The organism is Spartobacteria bacterium UBA695, assembly GCA_002298145.1.
Classification (GTDB): Bacteria; Verrucomicrobiota; Verrucomicrobiia; order Chthoniobacterales; family Chthoniobacteraceae; genus UBA695.
The window spans coordinates 106,473-127,046 of record DBMP01000022.1 but is presented as its reverse complement, the minus strand read 5'-3'; the positions used below and the strand labels follow the sequence as shown (position 1 = coordinate 127,046).

Here is a 20,574-nt window from a genome sequence, read left to right as displayed (position 1 = left end):
TACTATGTTGTTGGGTTGAAATCTTAGTCAAGCGAAATGATCGATTAGAATTTTGCGTTGACTGGAGCGGCTGGAAAATTGTCCGTTCGGAACGGAGCGGAGGGGAGTCCCGCGCCATTGTAAAGATTGCAAGTCGGGGTATCCGCCCATCCGTAACGCATGGCAATGGGGGCCGGAATTTTCTCGGGCCAAACCTTCAAGCCCTGTTCTCCAGGATCGGCGATTCCCCAAACGCGAGTGGCAGGCGACCGTTGAAGAATCATGTGGTCGGATAGAATCGCAGGCAAACGAACTTCGCCAAGCGCACCGGCAAACGAAAGCCCCAGAAGCAACGCTACAAGGCAAACCGGTTTCATCCGGGACGAGATATCGGGCAGCAAGAAAACCGAAATCGAATTATGATCGATCATTTTTATCAAAACAGATGGATAATACTTGAACCTCGACCATAGTCAATGCTATATGATCGATCATATCGTTTCTATACTTATGATAACTAAATCCGCCCCATCCATTTCCGCTGCCACACCGCCAGCCCAAGCCGCGACTCTTTTAAGATCGACGATCAACCGCTCGGTGGAGACCGCCCGTGAGGTGCTCGCCGCAGCCAATATTGCGCTGCCCCCCTTCGCCTCCTGGTCCGTGGAGGATTGGGCAAAGGCAGGCGATGAAATGCAGGAGGTCCGCGATTGCATGCTCGGCTGGGATGTCACCGATTTCGGCAGCGGCCGCTTTCATGAACTGGGCCGCACCCTTTTCACCCTGCGCAATGGCCGCACGAACGACTCCCGCTACCCCAAGCCCTATGCGGAAAAACTATTGATCGAGCCGACCGGACAGCGCTCCCCGATGCATTACCACCGTTCGAAACGCGAGGACATCGTGAACCGCGCGGGGGGCAACGTGATCGTGGTGCTGCGCTCGGTCGGGGCTGATGGCAAGCCCGGCTCGGACAATATCGTAGTCCAGATCGACGGCAAAAGGCATCAGGTTGCTTCCGGAAGCGAAATTCGCCTCCGCCCGGGGGACAGCCTCACCATCACGCCCAAGACCTACCACCAATTCTGGGCGGAAGCAGGGACAGGCATGCTCTTTGGCGATGTCCGTTATTCCGTTAGCAGCGAGGTTTCCTCGGTATGCGATGACTGGTGTGACAACGTCTTTATCGACGACTGGGCCTTGCGTTTTCCCACCATTATTGAAGATGAACCCCGCCGTTGCTATCTTTGCCACGAATACCCCGCCCAAGCATAATGCCCACGCCATCCAGCGATCCACGCCTGATTACCACCGGCCTGCCCGTTCCCGGCGAAACGTACTGCGACCAAGTTTACATTGTTAAAGCCGATGACGGGGCCTGGGTCGCCGTGATGACCACCGGCAGCGGCAAGGAGGGCGAGCGAGGTCAGCACATCACCGCGCAACGCAGCACCGACCAGGGGAAAACATGGTGCGACTTGGTGGATATCGAACCAGCCAACGGCCCAGAATCCTCTTATGCGGTATTACTAAAGGTTCCGTCGGGTCGCATTTATGCGTTTTACAACCACAATACCGACGGAGTAAAGGAAGTCCAAAGCGAGCTGGGCATCCCCTTCACCCGGGTGGATTCCCTCGGCCATTACGTCTTCAAGTATTCCGACGACCACGGACGCTCATGGTCCCCTCAGCGCTATGATATAGCTATCCGGGATTTCGACATCGATCGCGGCAACCTTTACCAGGGCAAGCTCAAGATGTTCTGGAACGTTGGACGGCCTTTCGTCAGCAGCGCAGGAAAGGTGTATCTCCCCCATATCAAGATTGCAGCGATGGGAGACGGCTTTTTTGCGCAATCCGAAGGCGCATTGCTTTGCAGCGACAACATTTTGCACGAGCGCATTCCCGGAAAAATCCGCTTTGAAACGCTTCCCGAGGGAGGCGTTGGGTTGCGCACTCCCAACGGCGGCGGACGTATTGCGGAAGAGCAGAGCATCGTTGAACTCAGCGATGGCACGCTCTATTGCGTTTACCGCTCGATCGACGGCTATCCGGTCTGCACTTATAGCCGGGACAAAGGCAAAACCTGGGCTCCGCCCGCCTACAAAAGCTATACTTCCGGAGGTCGGCTTATCAAACATCCACGGGCCGCCAATTTCGTCTGGCGTTGTGAAAACGGGCGTTTCCTTTACTGGTTTCACAACAACGGCGGCGGTACAGCGGCGCGCGGGGATTGGAATGCCTACAATTACCGCAACCCCGTATGGCTAACGGCGGGCCGGGAAGTTCCAACGCCGCACGGCCTCGAAATTGAATGGAGCCAGCCGGAAATCATCCTCTACGCCGATGATCCCTTCACGCGAATGAGTTACCCGGATCTCGTGGAGGAAGGCGGCCACTATTTCGTAACCGAAACGCAAAAGACAATCGCCCGCCTTCATCAACTCGACGGACGGATGCTGGAGAAGCTCTTCTCCCAGCATGAAAGTTGCGAGATAGCCGGTGACGAACTGGCTCTCGACATTCAAGGCGAAGCGCTTCAGCCCGAGATTGCGTTCCCGCGATTCAACGACTTTTTTGTTCCCGACGAATCGAGCGAAGACCGCCCCGGCATTCCAACCCGCACGGGGTTCTCCATCGAGGCCACTCTTGAAGTTGCGCCCGCAACCTCGAATCAGGTATTACTAGATACCTTAAGCTCAAGCGGACAAGGGTTGCAAATCGCCCTCCAGACAGGAGGACGCCTCTCGCTTTATATGAACGACGGCGAAACCGGATGCACCTGGACTTCCCAAGCCGCGATTTTTACCGAAGGGCAACGCCACCATGTCGTCCTCGTCGTGGACGGAGGCCCGCACCTAATTTCCGCCATCGTTGACGGCCAGTTCTTGGACGGTGGCGAAGAGCGGCAGTTTGGCTGGGGGCGATTCAGCCCGCAGCTCAAGCATACCAATGGCAGGGAAACCGCCTCGGTAAACACAGCGACGGTCCTCGCGCTACGCGTATATCGCCGCGCACTTCTCACGAGTGAGGCCATCGCCAACTGGCGCGCCTCTCTTTAGGAGCCATCTAACATTCGGAAAGCCTCACGGTTAGGCTTTCCGAATTTTTATCAAACGGGCCGAATATTTTTGAGGCATCATAACCTCAAGCAAGGCGTTGTCCGCAAACCACGTCAGCGGCACCGGCTTGGAACAGGGATAGATGCATTCAGCCTTGATGATCCTTCCCGCCCATTGTTTGAGGGGAAGCGTCCCGCGCATCTCATCGCTGTCCAGACGCCAAACGGCAAGGTAACTGCTGTCATCCACATCCAGCCCGAAGGCGCACCATCCGTCACCAAAGCGCGGCAAACCCAACGGCCAGAACGGCAATCCGCGCCCGACGTCTCCCCGGATGGCTTTGTAAAGCGCGATCCCCTCTTGAACCAAACCAAACCGGCGTTTGGAGATTTCATGAATCCGGCCGCTTTGGTGAACCCGCATCAAGAGCGCATTCACCATATTAAGGATCGTCTCCTCTTCATCTCCGTCTTTGAGCGGGTAGCTCCACACACCCGCCTGCTCGGGGGTAACCGCCGAGGCGCTTGCCGCCGCGATCACCGCGTTGAGACGATAGTCGGTCTGATCCGAGGTGGACTGGAGACTGTGCACACTCATCTGCGCATAATCCTCCCGCATCCCGCCGCTGCCGCAATTCTCAATCACCAAATCCGGATAACGATGAAAAACCTCGCGCACCCAATTCAAGTAAGCCCGATTATGCTCCAACAAGCCTTCACCGCTGGCATCCGCGGCATAGTCGGTGCCCGGTCCGGCGTTGCAATTGTAATCCATCTTAATGTACCCGGCTCCGTATTCGCGCACCACGCGGTCTACCACGGCGTCGGCATGAGCCCGCACCTCCGGGTTGCGGAAATCGAGCTGGTAGCGGCCATGGTCAATCAGCCGCTTTCCCTGGCGCTGGAAAAACCACGCATCCGGCGCCTTGGCTGCAAGCGGGCAGCCGATGCCCATCGCCTCGATCTCCAGCCATAAGCCGGGAATCATCTTCTTACTGCGGATCACATCGAGCACCTCCCGAATGCCGTTGGGAAAGCGGGTCGCCGACGGAAGCCATTCTCCCACCGTGCTCCACCAGTTCTCCCCCACCCCGGCATACCATCCGGCATCAATCACAAAATACTCGCATCCCGCGCGCGCAGCATGGTCAATGATCGGAAGGAGTTTTTCAGTGGTCGGGTCGCCCACCAGGCAATTCATATAGTCGTTGAAAATCACCGGCAGGGCATCCAGATCCGGATGCGGACGGCGGAGAATGCGTCGGGCTTGGGTAAGCGCCCTGAGCGCTTCCTGTAAACCTCCCGGGACGCGGCCAAAGGTGCACGGGACGCTTTCAAAGCTCTCACCGGATTTCAAATGGCGGCTCCACAACCCCTCGCGGTAGGTGGGGCCGGATGCGCGAAGATAAAGCTCGTAGGCTATGTCGCTCACCTCCCAATGCCAGGAGCCGTTGTGCTCGATCTGCCAAAACGAAGTCTCGCCGGTCTCCGTATTCTCCAGCGCACCCATGGGCAAATGCCCCTCGGTGGACCATGTGCCTTGGCTGGATATCGAAATACGCGACGAGCCAAAACCGGCGGGCTCGGTCCCCATGTAGTTTTGCGAAAGACCGAAATCCCTCAGTGCCCCCGAACGCCACTGGCATTCTCCGCACCAACCATGGTCGGGCAAATGCAGGATCATCTTGCGGCCCCACGGGGCCTTGCCGCCAAGAGATATCCCCCCCAAGGCAAAGCTGCTCACATATTCCAGGGTGATCTCCTTCGGGCCAAGATTCTCCACCGTCGTCCACGAACGAAACAGCGGAAGCTTGCCCAAAAACTGCAAATGCGAGGTGACGACTAGTCCGGCCCCTGTCTGGTGGATCTCAATTTTCGGTCCAAGCGGAGTCCGCTCGCGATGATGACTGGCGTATCGCAGTTGAAACCCCGGGTCCGTTCCGGTATATTTATTGGCGTGGTGGTCGTCCTGATTAAACCCCGTGGCTTGAATCTCCACCAGTTGCATCCACTTGAGGATATTAGCATCCGGCCCCGACTTTCCCTCTTCTTGAAAATAGATCTTCGCGGGAGCATCCTCCGGGAAGAGTAATTTGAGAGAAAGGCCGTTCAGCTTCAAAGAAAGTGATCTCATAAAAAATACGGGGCTGATTCAAAAGTCACGGCGCTACATAATCACGGTCTCCGCCCAGCCGTTTCCATTCCCGGTAAAGCAGGCCCATGAACACAAGGCAGACGATGTGGGAGCCACTCATCCAAACGGGAAGGTAGCGATAGTGATACAGCGGCACGGTCTCGTGCCCTTTAAGCCAATCCAGCCACAAGCCGCCTAAGACACCGCCACTCATTGCCCCCACTCCTTGGATGATCCCCGCGGCGGAACTGATCTGGGCAAATCGATCCCGCGGATAAAGCTTCATTTGCAGCGGTAGAAGCGAGGCATTCACCATCGCCTGAACTGAAATGTGTAACACAAAAAGTGTCATATAGAGTGCAGGCCCCCATGAAGCTGGAATACTGAATATTACAAAAACCAGTTGAATCGGCACGACAACGATGAGCATGACGACGCCGAGGGTCATGGTGCGCACCGGATGCCAGCGGTCGCCCAGCACTCCCGCGGGATACAGCAGAAGAGCGCTGGCCACTCCGGCGATCCCCATCAGTTTACCGTATTCATCCAGCCCCAACCCCACGGACTCGGCAAAGAAAACGCGAAATGACGAAATGGCAAAATTCAGATTCCAAAAGGTGATCGCCAAAAAGTGATACCAGTAAACCTTCACCCCAAAACCTTCTTTGATGTAGGTTCTGGCGTGGTTCATCCATTTACCGCCGACCTGCGCATCTTGAACGGCCGGCGGATAGGCTCCTTCCTTTACGCACAGACACATGGCCATAAACATCACGCCATAGAGAACCCCACTCCCGGCAATCAATTCGGCCATGTGAGTCCGCGCCAAGCCGAAAAAGTAGTATTGAAACAACGACGTTGCGGCGATACCCACGATTCGGAACACCGCCAGAAACCTGGTGATCATTTCCGGGGGCACCACATCGTTGAGAAGGCTGAAATACGACGACGCCATGAACCCGTTAAATAGCGAAAAAAAAGTGACCAAGATTGCCGCCAGCCACAGCGCGCTCAATGCGGAGGACGCAGGCCGTATCGATTGCAACCAGAGGCCCACTTGATCGCTGTAGCCAATCATCACCAACAGCAGCGCAACCACGGGGGTCATGATCAGCAAATAGGGAATCCGTCGGCCCATGTGGGTGCGGGTGCGATCACTGGCCACCGAATAAAACGGGCTCGTCAACATGCCCAGGATCGAGGGAACCGTGGTCAGCACCATGCCCACCAGCCAATCAGGCGCATCCATCCCCTTGAGCTTGAGAGGCAGAAACGACGACACCACCACTTCCATGAAGTTGAAAACAAAATCCCCCCACAACAGCCAACCGCAAAGCGTCAAGAGCCCCAGACGCGTATAGACCAATGTGCCCGCTCGAAATAGCTTGGGAGCGACTGGTGAGGCCGTTTGAAGCGGCGCTTGGGAAGCGTCGGCTTGCTCTGCAGGGTCGGAAGATTTATTCACAAGAAAAAGCGGGGCGTCCTCTGGGCAGGAAAGCAGGTTTTGCCGACCGTGGCGATGCTATTGATGTCGTTACTCCTCAATTTGAAGATTTTTGATACTCACGATTCCACGCCCATTATCTCCCGAAGCCTGAGAATGAATCAGCAAGCTATACAACTGGACTGGCCCAACCACCTCGGCCCCCGTGCGAGAGGAAACCACATGACCCGCCGAATCCTTTACCCCATCATTCCAGCTAACAAAACCGTTGCGCCCTTGCTTTAGCGGAAGCGTATAGGCAGCCCATTCCGTCGAATTTACTTTCGCCAGATTCCACTGGAATACCGTTCCCGTGGCATCGCGAAAACGAATGATGACGAGGCGCGGGCCATCCCCGTTCATATTCGGGTCTTTGAATTTGATTTCAGCCTTTACCTGGCGGGGTAGAGCCGCCCACTGCGGGCTTTTCTCGCAGATATATTCCGCATAGCCGAAACCCCAGGGCGATGTCCCTTTTACGCCTAGAAACGCATAAGTAAAATCCGACTCTCCATTTTTTGGGACCGTCTGCACGTTCAACTGACTAGCATCGGTATCCGGACCGCCCCCGGGCCGCCAGAGATACAGCGGCACCGGCTCGGCGGTCTCTATTGTCTGAGCGTATGTATTCACTGTCCCCCAGAAAATGAATACAAAGACAAAGCCCCAACCGAGCCGGTGCAGAGATTTCCGTTTCATCGACAAACAACCATTTTGCATAAAAAGAAACGTTGAAGGACCGTTATTTTTGGGCAGGCACTTCGGTAATAACGATGGAACAGGCATCGTTACGCCCCAGGGCGGGAAGCGTCAATTCGACATCGCGGGATGTTCGCTTGATCACGCAATCCATTTCCTGCTTTGGCCCGCTGGAGGCGCTCCAGCCTGAAGGGATGATCCGATCAACCCGAACTTGCAGAGCGGCATCTTTTTTTCGAAACCCAATTTTGTCCAGTCCCGTCAATACCAGGCGTACCGGCTCGTCGCCGCCTTTCCATCGCCCCAGAAGGATGCGCCCCGTTTTGTTTGAACCATCCCAGGATGCCAGCCCTTGCACCGTGGCACTTGGCTTCAACTCAAAGAGCTGACCTGAAAAATCGGCATAGGCTTTATAAACCCACCATGTGGCGCGTCGTTCCAAGGTTTTGGAATCCAGCAAACCATCCAGGCTGACCAGATCGCACACATAGTACGTACCGGCTTCCTGCCAGCCGGAGTGGGCCGCACTTTCCACTTTTGCGTCCTCGAGAGCTGCAAAATATCCGACAATGGAGCCCGGAAGATCAACGTTGTATTCCCCAAGATATTCATTAATCGAAAACCGGGTGATGGGGATTTCGTTTTCGGCCAAAAACTTCCTAACTTCGGCTATCCGAGGTTTCAAGTAGGAATAGGGAACGCCGTCGGAATGGTTTTCGTGCCAGCTTATGACATCGGGCAGCACATTGTTGGCTTTGGCAAAAAGAAGGAAATCTTTCATCCATTCCATTTTAAACCAAGCCGCGCTCGGCCCCACGATGACGGCCTTGGGCTGGGCTGCGCGGATCAGTTCCACCGTGTGCTTCCAGAGGTCAAAAAATTGCTGGCGATCGCGCGGCCAGAATGTCGAACTGTCGGGCTCGTTCCAAATGTCGTACTGGACGGAAAATCCGTTCTCTTTCACCGTATCGAGCACCGCCTGAACCTGCCGGTCCCACGCTGACCACGAATCGCCATCTCCGGGCCACTGAGCGGTTTTGGAATAGCCGAACTCGTCGGAAAGGATGACCTGAAAGTGCTTCACGCCGAGTTTCTTCAACCTTGGATAAAGAACCGGCATCTTTTCGGTTTCCTTGCAGCGGAAGGCCCGGAACCGCCACATGCGAGGCTTGAGCGGAGCGATCATCTCATCCCCGGGCGCATCCGCCGCGACCGAATGCAGCAACCCGCAGGCACGCCCTGTAACAGGGCCGTCATTCTTGGAAAAATCGACCGTCACCGTTTCATTGTCAGCTCCACACACGTTGCAGCAAAACGCCACCGCGACACAGAACGCTATAAACTGGGAGGAAAATTTCATTAACAAAAGGTATGCTTACTCGAAATCCGGTGAACCCTCTACTCCACAATCGCGAGTCCCTTGAAACTAACGGTTCCGCTGCTTTTGTCGCCCGGAGATTTGCGGTCGATCACCACGCCGAGAAACTTCACGGGCGGCACCACGTCAAAGGGTTTGACCACGAGCTTGCCCGAGGCGTCCCGCACGTCTGCGTTCCAGGCAGAGAACCCGCCTCCGCTTTGCTTCAGCTCAATGCGGTACGGTTGCCAGTCGGACGAACTTTTTATTGGAAAACCCCAGTGGAATCTCGTTCCAGCGGCATCCTCAAATCGAAAAGCCACCGCACGCCCGCCGCTGCCTGCAGGTTCCTTAATCTCCAAGGTCACAAATTTCGGCATTGCGGCAAACTCGGGGCTGCCGTTGTACACATATTCGTTATAGGCAAAAGCCAGGGCAGCATCCCCCAGGAACCCATAACGAAACTCCAGCACACCCGGCTCCGCACCCGCTTGCACGCCCGCCTTGGCGGCATCCGTGTCGTGCCCGGCGACCACTTTCCAGTTACTGCTGGCATCCGTGGGAACGGGCCATGAAGCGGGAGCCTTGTCCTGAGCTTGAACTGAAAGTGATCCCATCAAGAGCGCCGTCAGGCCAAGGACACAGCTCAGGGTGAATCGTGAATAAGAGGTCAATGTGTTCATATATTTGAAGGTGTTAGTTTAACAAGAGAATCAGAATCGCGATCATCAGGCCTCCAGCCGGTTCTTGCGGAACCGCTGGAGGCCCACGAGCATCCCCATGCCCGAAGCAATGATCGCCCACGTAGATGGCTCGGGCACGACAGTCAAGGTGACGTCGTTGAATTGCCCATCGAGATCGGCGTTGGCCGCATAGTTAAGCACATAGATCGTGCCACCCACCGTAAAGGTATAGGCGCTACCGGAACCACTGACGGAATAGACACTTCCACTGGTGAGAATCGTGGCGAAGTACCCGCTCGTGGTGCCGCTGCCGGTATTGTCAATGAGGGTGATTGTATTGCCCAGCGTCAACCCGCTAAGTGTGGTAAGATCCAGCGTTCCGGCAAGGGAAACGTTTCCGCTAACCTGAACTTGGTCATAGGAAACTCCCGCCACCAATCCGCTCACTTCAGCCACCAGTTTGGAGGCAGCATCCATGGTAAAGTTGCCTTCAACCGTGGTGATGCCAGGGCTGTTTCCGGGAGAAAGCGTGCCACTAGTCAGAGCGAGGTTGCCGGTCACTGTGCTGTTGCCTTTGAGCATGCCGCTAACATTCGCACTCCCGCCGATAGTGCCGTTGGCATTGAGCGTGGCCCCTGCGGAGACGATAAGCGCGCTGGTGGAATGAGTGGTGCCGGTCAACGAGGTGGAGCCGCCGGTCACGGTTACGCTGCTGGCGATATTGTACCCGGAGAGCGTACTGTTACCGGAAAGTGTTGTGGCCCCCATCCCGAGGCCGTTGCCGTTAATGGTAGCGCTGGTGACGTTCACCGTGCCGCCCACGGTACCGCTGCCACCCAATGTACCGCCCGAGGCTACGGTGACGGCACTCGATTGCGCAAGGCTGCCATTGACCGCCAGCACGCCTCCATTGATAAGCGTCGCACCGGTGTAGCTGTTCGAGCCGGTGAGATTCAAGGTTCCTGTGCCGCTCTTGGTCAGGGAAAGCGCACCGGAAATCACCCCGTCGTAGGTGCTCGTGGTAGCCTGATTAACCGTCAAGGTTGCCGCAGAGGCGCTGGTCACGACCCGCGAGCCGGTCTGCCCGAGCGAGGAGCTGCCCGTGCGTAATTCGCCAATGGTTTGGTCAAAGCCGTTGAGATCAAAGGTGCCGGTGCCAGCAGTCCCGGCCCCGGCCCCAAGCTCAATGGCCGCTGTGCTGGAAATCGCATTGGCCGTCGCGGTTTGCAAGGTGCCTGCGTACGCGATGGTCGCCGAGCTGAAGCTGTTGCCCGCGACGCCCAAGCTCACAATGCCCGCGTCGTTGATATATAGTTTGTTCGTGCCGAGATTGAGCGCCGTATTGGTAACGTTGATCAGCGCGCCGCTTAAGGCGTCCAGCGTCACGCCACCGGAGGCGCTGGTGATCCCTCCCGTCAGGTTGAGAACCCCGCTGCCCGCCTTGATCCGGGCGCTGGCTCCGCCAACGGTAATCGCGCCACTCCACGTATTGTTGCCACTTACGTTATACAATGCACCGGAATAGGAGACCCCCTCGCCGCTAAGGTTGAGGGCTTCGGCCACCGAGATATTTCCGCTAAGCTGCAACTGCGCTGAATTGACGCCCGTGCCGCTAACCACGGTGTTGCCCACCGTGCTGCCCAGGGCGTTGGCGTTACTGATGGCCAGGATGCTACCGGAGCCGCTCACCGTAGTGACGCCATCGTAGCTGCTGGAGCCCGTCAGGCTCAAGGTTCCCGCGCCGCTCTTGACCAGCGATAGCGCGCCGGTAATGGCCCCATCATAGGTGGTGGTGGTGGTTTGATTGATCGTCAAGGTTGCCGCGCTGGCGCTGGTGACCGTGCGTGTGCCGCTTTGCCCAAGCGCCGAAGCGCCCGTGCGCAACCAGCCGATCGTCTGACTAAAGCCATTCAGATCGAATACTCCCGATGCGGCGGTTCCAGAACCGCTGCCAAGTTCGACGCCAGCAGTGGTGGGCATCACATTGGCCATCGTTGTTTGCAACGTGCCAGCGTAACCAATGGTCACATAGCTAAAAATATTGCCAGTAACCCCGAGGCTGATGATGCCAGGATCATAAGCGTTGAATTTGCCGGACCCAAGGTTCAGAGCCGTGGTGGTAATATTAATGCGGGCACCGCTCTGGGCATCGAGCGACAGCGTGGTAGAGCCACTGGCAATGCCGCCTGTCAGATTAAAAACCCCCGCATTCGCAAGGATGCGGGCTGAGGCACCAGCGAGCGTAATCGCGCCACTCCATGTATTGGTGCCGCTGGTGCTGCGCAACGCCCCGCTAAACGAGGTGCCTTCCCCACTCACGGTCAGCGCTTCGGCAACATTGATGTTTCCGCTGAGCTGCAACTGCGCCGAGTTGGTTGATGTACCCGAGATGACGGTATTACCCAAGGTGCTACCCAATGCATTGCCGTTGGTGATGATCAAGACGCTGCCGGAACCGCTCACCGTGGTCACCCCATCATAGCTGTTAGAACCGCTGAGGGTCAGGGTGCCTGTGCCATTTTTGGTCAACCCGCCGCCACCTGAAATATTTCCGCTATAGGTGGTGTTGGTGGTGCCGCTCACCGTGAGCGTGTTGCCGCCCAAAACCACGTTGCCGCCAACCGCGCCGCCGCCACTCAGCGAACCAATGGTCTCACTGCCATTGAGCAGGAGGGCAGCTCCGGTCGAATTGGACAAGATGACCGCGCCCACGTCGGCAATCGCATTGCCGCCCGAGATCGCCAGCGTGCCTCCGCTGATGGTGGTCGAGCCCGCGTAGGTGTTGGAGCCGGTGAGTGTCACCGTCCCCGCGCCCACTTTGGTCAGCCCATAGGAACTCGAAGTGCTGGAAACCACGGCATTGATCGTCATATCCCCGCTGCCGCCAATGGAGGCATTGCCGCCCAAGAGAACCTGGGTCAGCGTCGCCGTGCCTACGTTCCCGGTACCGCTGCTGAAGCTCACTGTCGGGGCGCTGGTATAACCGCTACCGGAACTCAAAAGTTGCGGATCCACCACGAAGTAACTTGTATTGCCCGTGGCGGAAGGGTTCGTACCGGCAGAAAGAACCGTGCCCCCAGAGAATGTCAACGTCGGGGCGCTCGTATAACCCGTGCCCCGGTAAGTGATCGTAACCCCGATTACCTTGCCATTGGCATCGAGCACCGCCACCCCCGTGGCCGTGCTGGTGGCGCCGCCGCCGGAAATGGTCACCGTCGGAGCCACGGAATAAGTGGTGCTGCCCCCGTCAATGGTAAAACTTTGGGAGCTTACGCCAAAACTGGCCGCAGCAACCGTCGCGCCCGATCCGCCACCGCCACTGAGTGTGATGGTCGGCAGCGAGCTATTGGCACCAGCCGAGATTGTCACGACGGCCACGCCATTGCCGATGCTGGCCGCAGTGGTGCTATTGTTAACCAGCGCACCATTCCCCCCAACGCCACTGCCGATAATCTGAATCACCTCGTTGACGTTCGTCTGGCCATTTAAGTCCAGCGTTGTACCGTTGTTAACAAACGTGGCGCCAACCCCGTTAACGCCGGTGGTGACACCACCCGCACCCGAGGAAGCGGTAACGCCGCCGCTGCCAAGGCCAGCGGCGTTACCAAGTTGAACCGATCCCGCATTGACGATGGTCGCCCCGGAGTAGGTATTGGAGGCGCTCAAGAGCAAGATGCCGGTACCGGCCTTGGTCAACCCGGCATCCACCCCCAGCGTATTGGTTACCCCTGAGCGAATGGTCCCGGTGATCTCCGCCGTACTGCCAAGCGTATTGACCCCAGAGTTCACCGTAATCGTGCGGGTGTTGCCAATGGAGGTGTCCAAATTGATACCGGAGGTGAAGACGACTTTGCTATCGGAAGTCGAAGAGCCAAAAACCAAGCCCGTTCCAAACGCATAGTTACCGGTAAACTGAAGCTCACCACTCAAGTTGACGGTAAGCTGACCGCCCCGCGCGGCGAAACCGCCAGAAGAAGAAGTGCCGCTCGCCGAGGCTATCTGGCTGGAAGTAGGCGTGCCGTTATAGCTTAAGGTGCGGGTGAGCGTACCATTCCCTTGAATAATACCGCCGTTGCCCAGAAGAATGCCGCCGTTGCTAGTCAAGCTGCCGGCACTGATGGTTCCTACATCGAGAACACCGCCGGTCACCTGGGTCAACCCGGTATAGCTATTGGTCCCCGTGAGCATCATGGTTCCCGTACCGTTTTTAATGAACCCGCCGGTGCCGGTAATATTGCCCGCAAATGTGGTGCTGGTATTGTCGGCCCCGGTTGTCAGCGTGCCGGAGACGATATTCACGTTGCCACCGATGCTGCCGCCTCCCGCCAAAGAGCCGATGGTTTCAGCTCCGCTGACCTGGAAGCTCGCTCCCGCCACATTGGCCAGCACTACCGCACTGGTATCGGCAATCGCGCTGCCGCCTGAAACCGAAAGCGTTCCCGCGTTGATCGTCGTCACGCCGGTATAGGTATTGGAGCCGGTGAGTGTCAACTGTCCTGCCCCCGCCTTGGTAAATCCGGAGGTGCCGGCAATAACCGCGCTGATGGTGGCCGCCTTGGACGCGCCCAAAGTGTTCACTGTAATAGAGGGCGTGCCACCCGCCAACGTCAGAATATTGGCCACAGTGCCATTGTTATCCAAGAGCCAACCCGCCGCGCTGGAGGTGTCGGTATCGCCAAAAATTAGATTTCCAATCGTCCGGGCGGAATCGAGGTGGATCACCGTGGGGTCCGCGGTGATATTAACGTTGCTAAAATCCGCCGTGGAGCCTGAGCCGTCGGCCACATTACCGCCGGTCCAATTCGCGGCGTTGCTCCAGGTTCCAGCGGTGGTGCTGCTCCACGAACTCGAAGCCGCTTGCAGAGGGACCGCGAGAGTTAAGAGGGTGGCTGTGACCGCTCCAAGCAGGGGTTGCGCGGAGACATGACGAAACGAAGGGGATTTTTTCATGGGAAGCTTTGGGGTTAGGAAAGCAGATGACCGCAAGGGAGGATTTGACTGAGAAACTCCGATAGTTTGTGTTTATATGATCGATTAAATTTCCGCAATCTCTTTTTTGAAAATTTGAGTTTTCCGCGAGAATTCCAGCTTTCCAAAGGGTAATTTTGATCGATCTAATAGTTTGTAATTCTATCAAGACCTGATATTCAACTCTCCAGCATGAGCATTTCCGGCGATTCTTTACTTAATCAGCCCCCCGATATCAGCCGCGATTTTGAAGGGCTGGAGAATACTTTCTTCCAAGTCAGCGAGGCTCCCACTTTTGATCCCGCAAGCACCAAGGGCACCTTGCGGTGGCTCCGCTACGGGCTGAAGTCGAGAATGGCCTTCGGACAAATGGTGGTCCCCTACGAAAAGTCGCCCTCCTGGGAGTTTCCCCCGGTCTACGGCGAAGAGGCCGAGTCTCCCTTTTCGCTCAGCTTTATCACGCCGCGAACCGTCCGCTTGCGCATCGGCACCAGTCCCGGCCCATTAACCGACTCCCCTTCCCTCATGCTGGCCCATCCGCCTGCAACGGATTTGGGATGGACCATGAAGGCCAGGGACGGCGCGTTTGAATACCGAGGCCCTTTCGGGGTGATCACTGTCCGACCGTCCCCGTGGCGGGTTGAATTCCGCGATGCCCAGCGACAAACGCTAACGGCTTCCGTTCATCCCGGGGACTGTGCGGGACTGCTCAACCGTCAACCCACGCCATTCTCCTTTGTGCGCCGAGGGGCGGACCTCGCCCGCCATGTGGCGGCAAGCTTCAGCCTCGCACCCGACGAAAAAATCTTCGGATGCGGCGAATCCTTCACACGCCTCAACAAGCGGGGACAGAAGATCCCCCTTTGGAGTTTCGATGCCCATGGCGTGCAGCACCAGCTCATGTACAAGCCGGTGCCGTTTTTTATGAGCAGCCGGGGTTACGGCATGTTCGTCCATACGACGGCGCCCATGACGTTCGACTTCGGGCACACCCACGATGCCACCACGACGATGTTCCTGGGCGACGACTCGTTGGATCTCTTTTTCTTTATCGGCACCCCAAAGGAAGTGCTGGCCGAATACACCGCATTGACCGGCCGCAGTCCGATGCCTCCGACGTGGTCTTTTGGCCTTTGGATGAGCCGCATCACCTACAAATCCGAACAGGAAGTGCGGCAAGTCGCCTCGGACCTCCGCGAACACCGCATCCCTTGCGACGTGATCCACCTCGATACCGGATGGTTTGAAACCGACTGGCTGTGTGACTACCAATTTTCCACCACGCGCTTTGACAACCCGGCCCAAATGATCGCGGATCTGCGCAAGGCGGGTTTCCGAATCAGCCTTTGGCAGCTTCCCTATTTTACCCCGGCCAATCCGCTCTACCGTGAAGCCGTCGAGAAGGGATATGCCGTCCAAAGCTCCCTCCACAACCACTTGCCGACAGAAGACGCGGTGCTCGATTTCTCCAATCCCGATGCCGTGCGCTGGTATCAGCAACTCCTGGTGAACCTCCTCAAAATGGGCGTATCCGCCATTAAAGCGGATTTTGGCGAAGGGGCTCCGCTGTTGGGGCGTTACCATTCCGGCCAAAGCGGCTTCTTTGAACACAACCTCTACCCCCTGCGCTATAATCAAGCCGTTGCGGAAATCACGCGCGAAGTGACGGGAGACTCCATCATCTGGGCGCGCAGCGCGTGGGCCGGGTCTCAACGCTATCCGATCCATTGGGGCGGCGATGCCGAAAATACGAATTCCGCCATGGCGGCCACACTGCGCGGCGGCCTTTCGCTCGGGCTGTGCGGATTCTCCTTTTGGAGCCACGATATCGGCGGCTTCGTTCACCAAAGCCCGGAAGCCATCTACCGCCGTTGGCTCCCCTTTGGCATGCTCTCCAGCCACAGCCGATGCCATGGAGCTCCCCCCAAGGAACCGTGGGCCTACGGCGAAGCGTTCACGGAGGCCTTCCGTCGATGCGCGAAGCTTAAATACCAGCTCCTACCTTATATTATCGCTCAGGCCAAGGCCAGCAGCGAGCAAGGTCTGCCGATGATGCGCGCGCTGTTCCTGGAATACCCAGACGATCCCGGCTCGTGGCTCATCGAGGACGAATACCTCTTTGGCAGCGACTTGCTGGTGGCCCCGCTTTTTGAAGAAACCAACGTCCGCCGCGTCTACCTTCCCCCGGGCCATTGGATCGACTACCAGAGCGGCAGAGTCTACCCCGGCGGCCAGTGGCATCCAATCGCCGCCGGAGAAATCCCGCTCGTTTTGCTTGTCCGCGATGGAGCCGCCCTACCGCAGGCTGCCGTGGCGCAAAGCACTGCGGAAATCAACTGGAGGGCATTGGAAATCAAAGTGTTCGCCGCCAAAACGGACGAAGCGCAAGCCCTTGTCTACCTGCCGGAAAGCAACGCGTTGCATAGCCTGCGCCTCCGGCGAAACGGCCAACAATTTGGCATTGTGGAAAACCCCCTCCCCTCTAACGTTCAACTAACCGTCTCCACCCCAACTGCAGACCTCATCCCGTCCTGATCCTCATTATGGCAACCCTCCTATTCTTTGACGACTGGCCCCTTTGCGTAATGGAAAACGTCCGACGCGTCATGGGCAAACCCCGCTATATTCCCGAAGCCACGCTGGAAGATCCCCTCACCGAGGGAACCTGGAACTTTCCTTTTATCTGGCAGGACGAGGCCACCGGAAAATGGAAAGCCGTTTACTGCGCCGCCATTCCCAATGGCCCCCGGCATGCCATGGGGTTTCTGCCCCGTTCCCAAGCACTGATGCTGGCTGAAAGCGAAGACGGCATTCATTGGACCAAGCCGGACGTTTCCGGGCAAATCGAGAAGGGATTCCGGCAGCACGCGCCCAATCAAGTTTTCGGCGTTGAAGGGCATATCGACGGCGCTCCCATTTTAAGGGACCCCATCGACCCCGATCCGGATCGCCGCTTCAAATACCTCTTTAGCCGCGACGGCAAACAAGGCATGGCGGTGAGCCCCGACGCGGTGCGCTGGAAAATCGATCCCTCCGTGGAGATTGGCGACTACAGCCTCGACAGCCCCATCACCGCCTTTTACAACCACCACCGCCAGACCTACTGCATTTCCCGCCGCCCCCATAACGGCGACCGCCGGATCGTCTTTTTCGAAACCAGGGACTGGCAAAAAATCCTCAATCGGGAACTCATCATCCATCCCGATCCCGAGGACCCTCAACTGATCCAGTTCTATGGGATGCCCGTCTACCGCTACGAGGAAATGTATCTCGGCTTGCTTTGGCGGCTGCATTGCCACCCGACGGAAGAGATCCGCCACAAGGGCATGAGCGGCGGCATCGACTGTGCCCTGGCCTACAGCCTCGACGGCTGGCGGTTTAACCGCGCCACGCACCAGGCATTTATCGAACGCAATCCGCGCGGCGAACACGGCGGCGGCTGTGTCTACACGGGGGCCATGGTGGTCGCCAATGGGCGCGAAGTGCGCTTTTACTCCGGCGGCTCCAAGGCGGAGCACTTCGTCGACCAGGAACTCACCGATGCGGCCTTGATGCTTCACACCTTGCGGCTTGACGGCTTCTTCAGCCTGGAAAGTGTGGTGCGCGGTCGCATCATGACGCGCCTCTTAAAATTCACCGGGCCCGACCTCCGGCTCAATGTGCGCGCTCCTTATGGAAGGGTCCGCGTGCAGCTCACCGACGAGCTTGGCGCTCCCTTCCAAGGGTTCTCTTTTGAGGATTGCGTGCCATTCACGGGAGACGACCTCTTTTGGTCGCCCGTATGGAAGTCGGGCCTCGGCGCCGCCGAGTTTGCCGCGCTTGAGAACCTGCACATCGAAGTGGAGTTGCACGATGCCGAGATCTTCGCCATCCGTGGCGATTTTATGATGAATTTTGGATGGGGACGCGATCAAGCTCCCCTGGCTTACACGGTTTAGCCCCTTCTTCTTCAGTTCGGCAACATGGCAAAATATTTTCTGATTATGTCCCTTGTTTTAGGCCTTGCGTCGCTCCCCTGCGGCGCTGCGGAACTTTCCGTCACGCCCGACACCGCCCAAGGCATGGAGCTAACCCAAGGGAAATATCAGGAACAATACATCCCCATTGCCTTGGATGCCCGGAAGGCCTGGCCTCTTCGGGGCAGCCAAGCTATGGAGAAACGGCTCTATTTCACAGTTACCGACGAGAACGCCAAGGACGGCGCCCGCCCCTCCGTCGTATTCAAAGTGGATTACTACGATCAAGGCACGGGCGTCGTCGGCCTCGAATACGACTCATTGGAGGAGCGCCCCATTCCAGGTGCCTTCAAGCGGGCGGGCTCGATCATCTTAAGTAACACCAAAACATGGAAGAGCGTCACGTTCGCGGTCACAGATGCACGTTTTGACAACCGGTGCGATGCGGCAGACTTTCGGTTGGCCTTGGAGACCGCTCCGGAATTTTTCCTAGGCGCAATCCGTCTGGAACCGAGCACCACCACGAGCGGCATCAAATGGAGCCCCACACCGCGCGGAAAAATAATCGAGGGGATCTTTGACAAAAGCGCCATTTTTCCCGGCACGACCCGAAAATATTGGGTGTACATTCCCCCACAATATGACCCTACCAAACCGGCGTGCGTCTATGTAGGGCAAGACGGCCTCGATCGCCGCTTCACATCGGCGCTCAACCGGCTCATCTTCAACCATCAAATTCCCGCCATGGTCGGCATCTTCATTCAACCCGGCCAGTTGTCAGCAGCCTCCTCCCATGAAAAGGCCGGGCGCGCCAACCGATGCTTTGAATACGATAGCATGGGTGATCGATACGCTCGCTTTCTTCTGGAAGAAATGCTGCCTTATGTCGCCCAGACCCATCAGCTCAACCTCTCTAGCGATGGCAACGACCGGTGCATCGGAGGTTGTTCCAGCGGAGGAATCTGCGCCTTCAACGCTGCATGGGAGCGCCCGGACGCCTTTCGCCGTGTTTACTCGATCAGTGGCAGCTTCGTTTCCTTCCGCGGCGGCAGCGCTCTCCCCATTCTCATTCGTAAATGTGAACCGAAGCCGTTGCGCGTTTTCCTGCACGTCGCCTCCAATGACATGGAAAATACCGGCGGCAACTGGTACCTAGCCAACCAGGAAATGGAGCAAGCTCTCAAATTCTCCGGCTATGACTATCAATTCCGTTCCAGCAACGGAACACACGGAGATCGCTACACCGATATTTTCCCGGAAGCCATGGCTTGGCTCTGGCGGGGCTGGCCTGCGCCCGTCATCAGCGGAAGCGGTTCCCCCCGAATTCAAGATATCCTATTGCGCGACGAGGCATGGCACCTGATCGGCGAAGGCTACCACGACGTGCGAGGGTTGGCGGTAACCCCGAATGGCGAAGTTTTTTTCTGCGACGCCCAGGCTAACCAAATCTTTAAAATAGGAATCGACGGAAAGATAAACCTGTTTCTTGCAGACGCCCGGCATTCCTCAGGCTTGGCGACCAGTGCACATGGACAACTCCTGGCCGTATCCTCAACCACCGGGCAGCTGATCGCCATTGCTGCGGACCAAACCATCCGCGTGCTGGCTCGGGATACCCCGGGGCACGCCCTCGCGGCAACCCGGAGCGGTGGTGTTTACGTGACCGGCCAGAGTCCCAACAGTTTGTCGGGAAGTAACGTCTGGTACATCGCCCCTACGGGAGAAAAAAGCATCGTCGACACCGGCATCAAAGAGGCCACAGGTCTTGCGATTTCACCAGACGAGCATTTTCTCTATGTGGCGGATGGAGGCTCCCACTGGGTCTATAGCTACCAGATCGAAGCTGACGGCACCTTGCGCCATCGCCAACCGTTCCATTGGTTACACGTACCAGACTCAGCAGACGACAGTGGCGTTGAAGGTCTGGCCATTGACCGGCGTGGCGCCCTGTATGCAGCCACGCGCATGGGCATCCAAACCTCCGACTTAACGGGCCACAATCAATGTCTGTTGCCGATACCCTCCGGCAGAGTCCTGAACCTTGCTTTTGGCGGTGCCGACTTTGACGTCCTCTACGCCGCTTCAAGCGACAAGATTTTTGCGCGAAAGGTGAAAGTAAAAGGGATCCACCCGTTTCAATCGCCCCTTACGCCAACCCCTTGGGGACTCTGAGGGGAAAACGAACCGTAGATACTTCAGCCAGAAGCTGCGGCGCACCTGCTCGGAACCACCGTCGCCCGTGCCAGACGGTTGC

General features: G+C 57.3%; 12 protein-coding genes. 5 read left to right on the top strand and 7 right to left on the bottom strand.

Annotated elements, in window-relative coordinates:
- Positions 1–44: 44 nt before the first annotated feature.
- Complete coding sequence (locus B2828_RS12455; RefSeq protein ID WP_479634075.1) at positions 45–410, bottom strand: hypothetical protein; 366 nt, start codon at positions 408–410, stop codon at positions 45–47.
- 79 nt (positions 411–489) lie between these two features.
- On the opposite strand from B2828_RS12455, the gene B2828_RS12450 reads away from it, so the two are divergent.
- Together B2828_RS12450 and B2828_RS12445 are read left to right on the top strand one after the other, a co-directional pair.
- A complete protein-coding gene (locus tag B2828_RS12450) occupies positions 490–1,254 on the top strand; it encodes a D-lyxose/D-mannose family sugar isomerase (protein WP_479634074.1) in 765 nt (254 codons plus the stop codon).
- Positions 1,254–3,041 (top strand): LamG-like jellyroll fold domain-containing protein, encoded by a 1,788-nt coding sequence (locus B2828_RS12445; RefSeq protein WP_479634073.1) that lies wholly within the window; start codon positions 1,254–1,256, stop codon positions 3,039–3,041. The genes B2828_RS12450 and B2828_RS12445 overlap by 1 nt, the downstream gene beginning before the upstream one ends.
- Positions 3,042–3,071: 30 nt before the next feature.
- Here the strand turns inward: B2828_RS12445 and B2828_RS12440 are convergent, their stop codons facing one another.
- From B2828_RS12440 to B2828_RS12415, 6 genes are all read right to left on the bottom strand, one after another.
- Positions 3,072–5,174: a glycoside hydrolase family 36 protein gene (locus B2828_RS12440; protein ID WP_479634072.1), complete on the bottom strand. Its 2,103-nt coding sequence runs from the start codon at positions 5,172–5,174 to the stop codon at positions 3,072–3,074.
- A gap of 25 nt (positions 5,175–5,199) precedes the next feature.
- Positions 5,200–6,639: an MFS transporter gene (locus B2828_RS12435; protein WP_479634071.1), complete on the bottom strand. Its 1,440-nt coding sequence runs from the start codon at positions 6,637–6,639 to the stop codon at positions 5,200–5,202.
- A gap of 69 nt (positions 6,640–6,708) precedes the next feature.
- Positions 6,709–7,443: a hypothetical protein gene (locus B2828_RS12430; RefSeq protein ID WP_479634070.1), complete on the bottom strand. Its 735-nt coding sequence runs from the start codon at positions 7,441–7,443 to the stop codon at positions 6,709–6,711.
- A complete protein-coding gene (locus tag B2828_RS12425; RefSeq protein WP_479634069.1) occupies positions 7,400–8,716 on the bottom strand; it encodes a GH39 family glycosyl hydrolase in 1,317 nt (438 codons plus the stop codon). Before B2828_RS12425 ends, B2828_RS12430 begins: the two co-directional genes overlap by 44 nt.
- A gap of 38 nt (positions 8,717–8,754) precedes the next feature.
- On the bottom strand, positions 8,755–9,396 hold the full coding sequence (locus B2828_RS12420; protein ID WP_479634068.1) for a hypothetical protein: 642 nt from the start codon (positions 9,394–9,396) through the stop codon (positions 8,755–8,757).
- Positions 9,397–9,441: 45 nt separating this feature from the next.
- A complete protein-coding gene (locus B2828_RS12415) occupies positions 9,442–14,346 on the bottom strand; it encodes a beta strand repeat-containing protein (protein ID WP_479634067.1) in 4,905 nt (1,634 codons plus the stop codon).
- 210 nt (positions 14,347–14,556) lie between these two features.
- Here B2828_RS12415 and B2828_RS12410 point away from each other — a divergent pair, with 210 nt between their 5' ends.
- From B2828_RS12410 to B2828_RS12400, 3 genes are read left to right on the top strand one after another with little or no spacing between them, the layout of a single operon-like run.
- Positions 14,557–16,899, top strand: coding sequence for a glycoside hydrolase family 31 protein (locus B2828_RS12410; RefSeq protein WP_479634066.1), 2,343 nt, complete (start codon positions 14,557–14,559; stop codon positions 16,897–16,899).
- An 8-nt stretch (positions 16,900–16,907) separates the two neighbouring features.
- Positions 16,908–18,302, top strand: coding sequence for a hypothetical protein (locus B2828_RS12405; protein WP_479634065.1), 1,395 nt, complete (start codon positions 16,908–16,910; stop codon positions 18,300–18,302).
- Between the two features lie 24 nt (positions 18,303–18,326).
- Entirely contained in the window at positions 18,327–20,492 is a 2,166-nt protein-coding gene (locus tag B2828_RS12400; protein WP_479634064.1) for an alpha/beta hydrolase-fold protein, read from the top strand.
- Positions 20,493–20,574 lie beyond the last annotated feature (82 nt).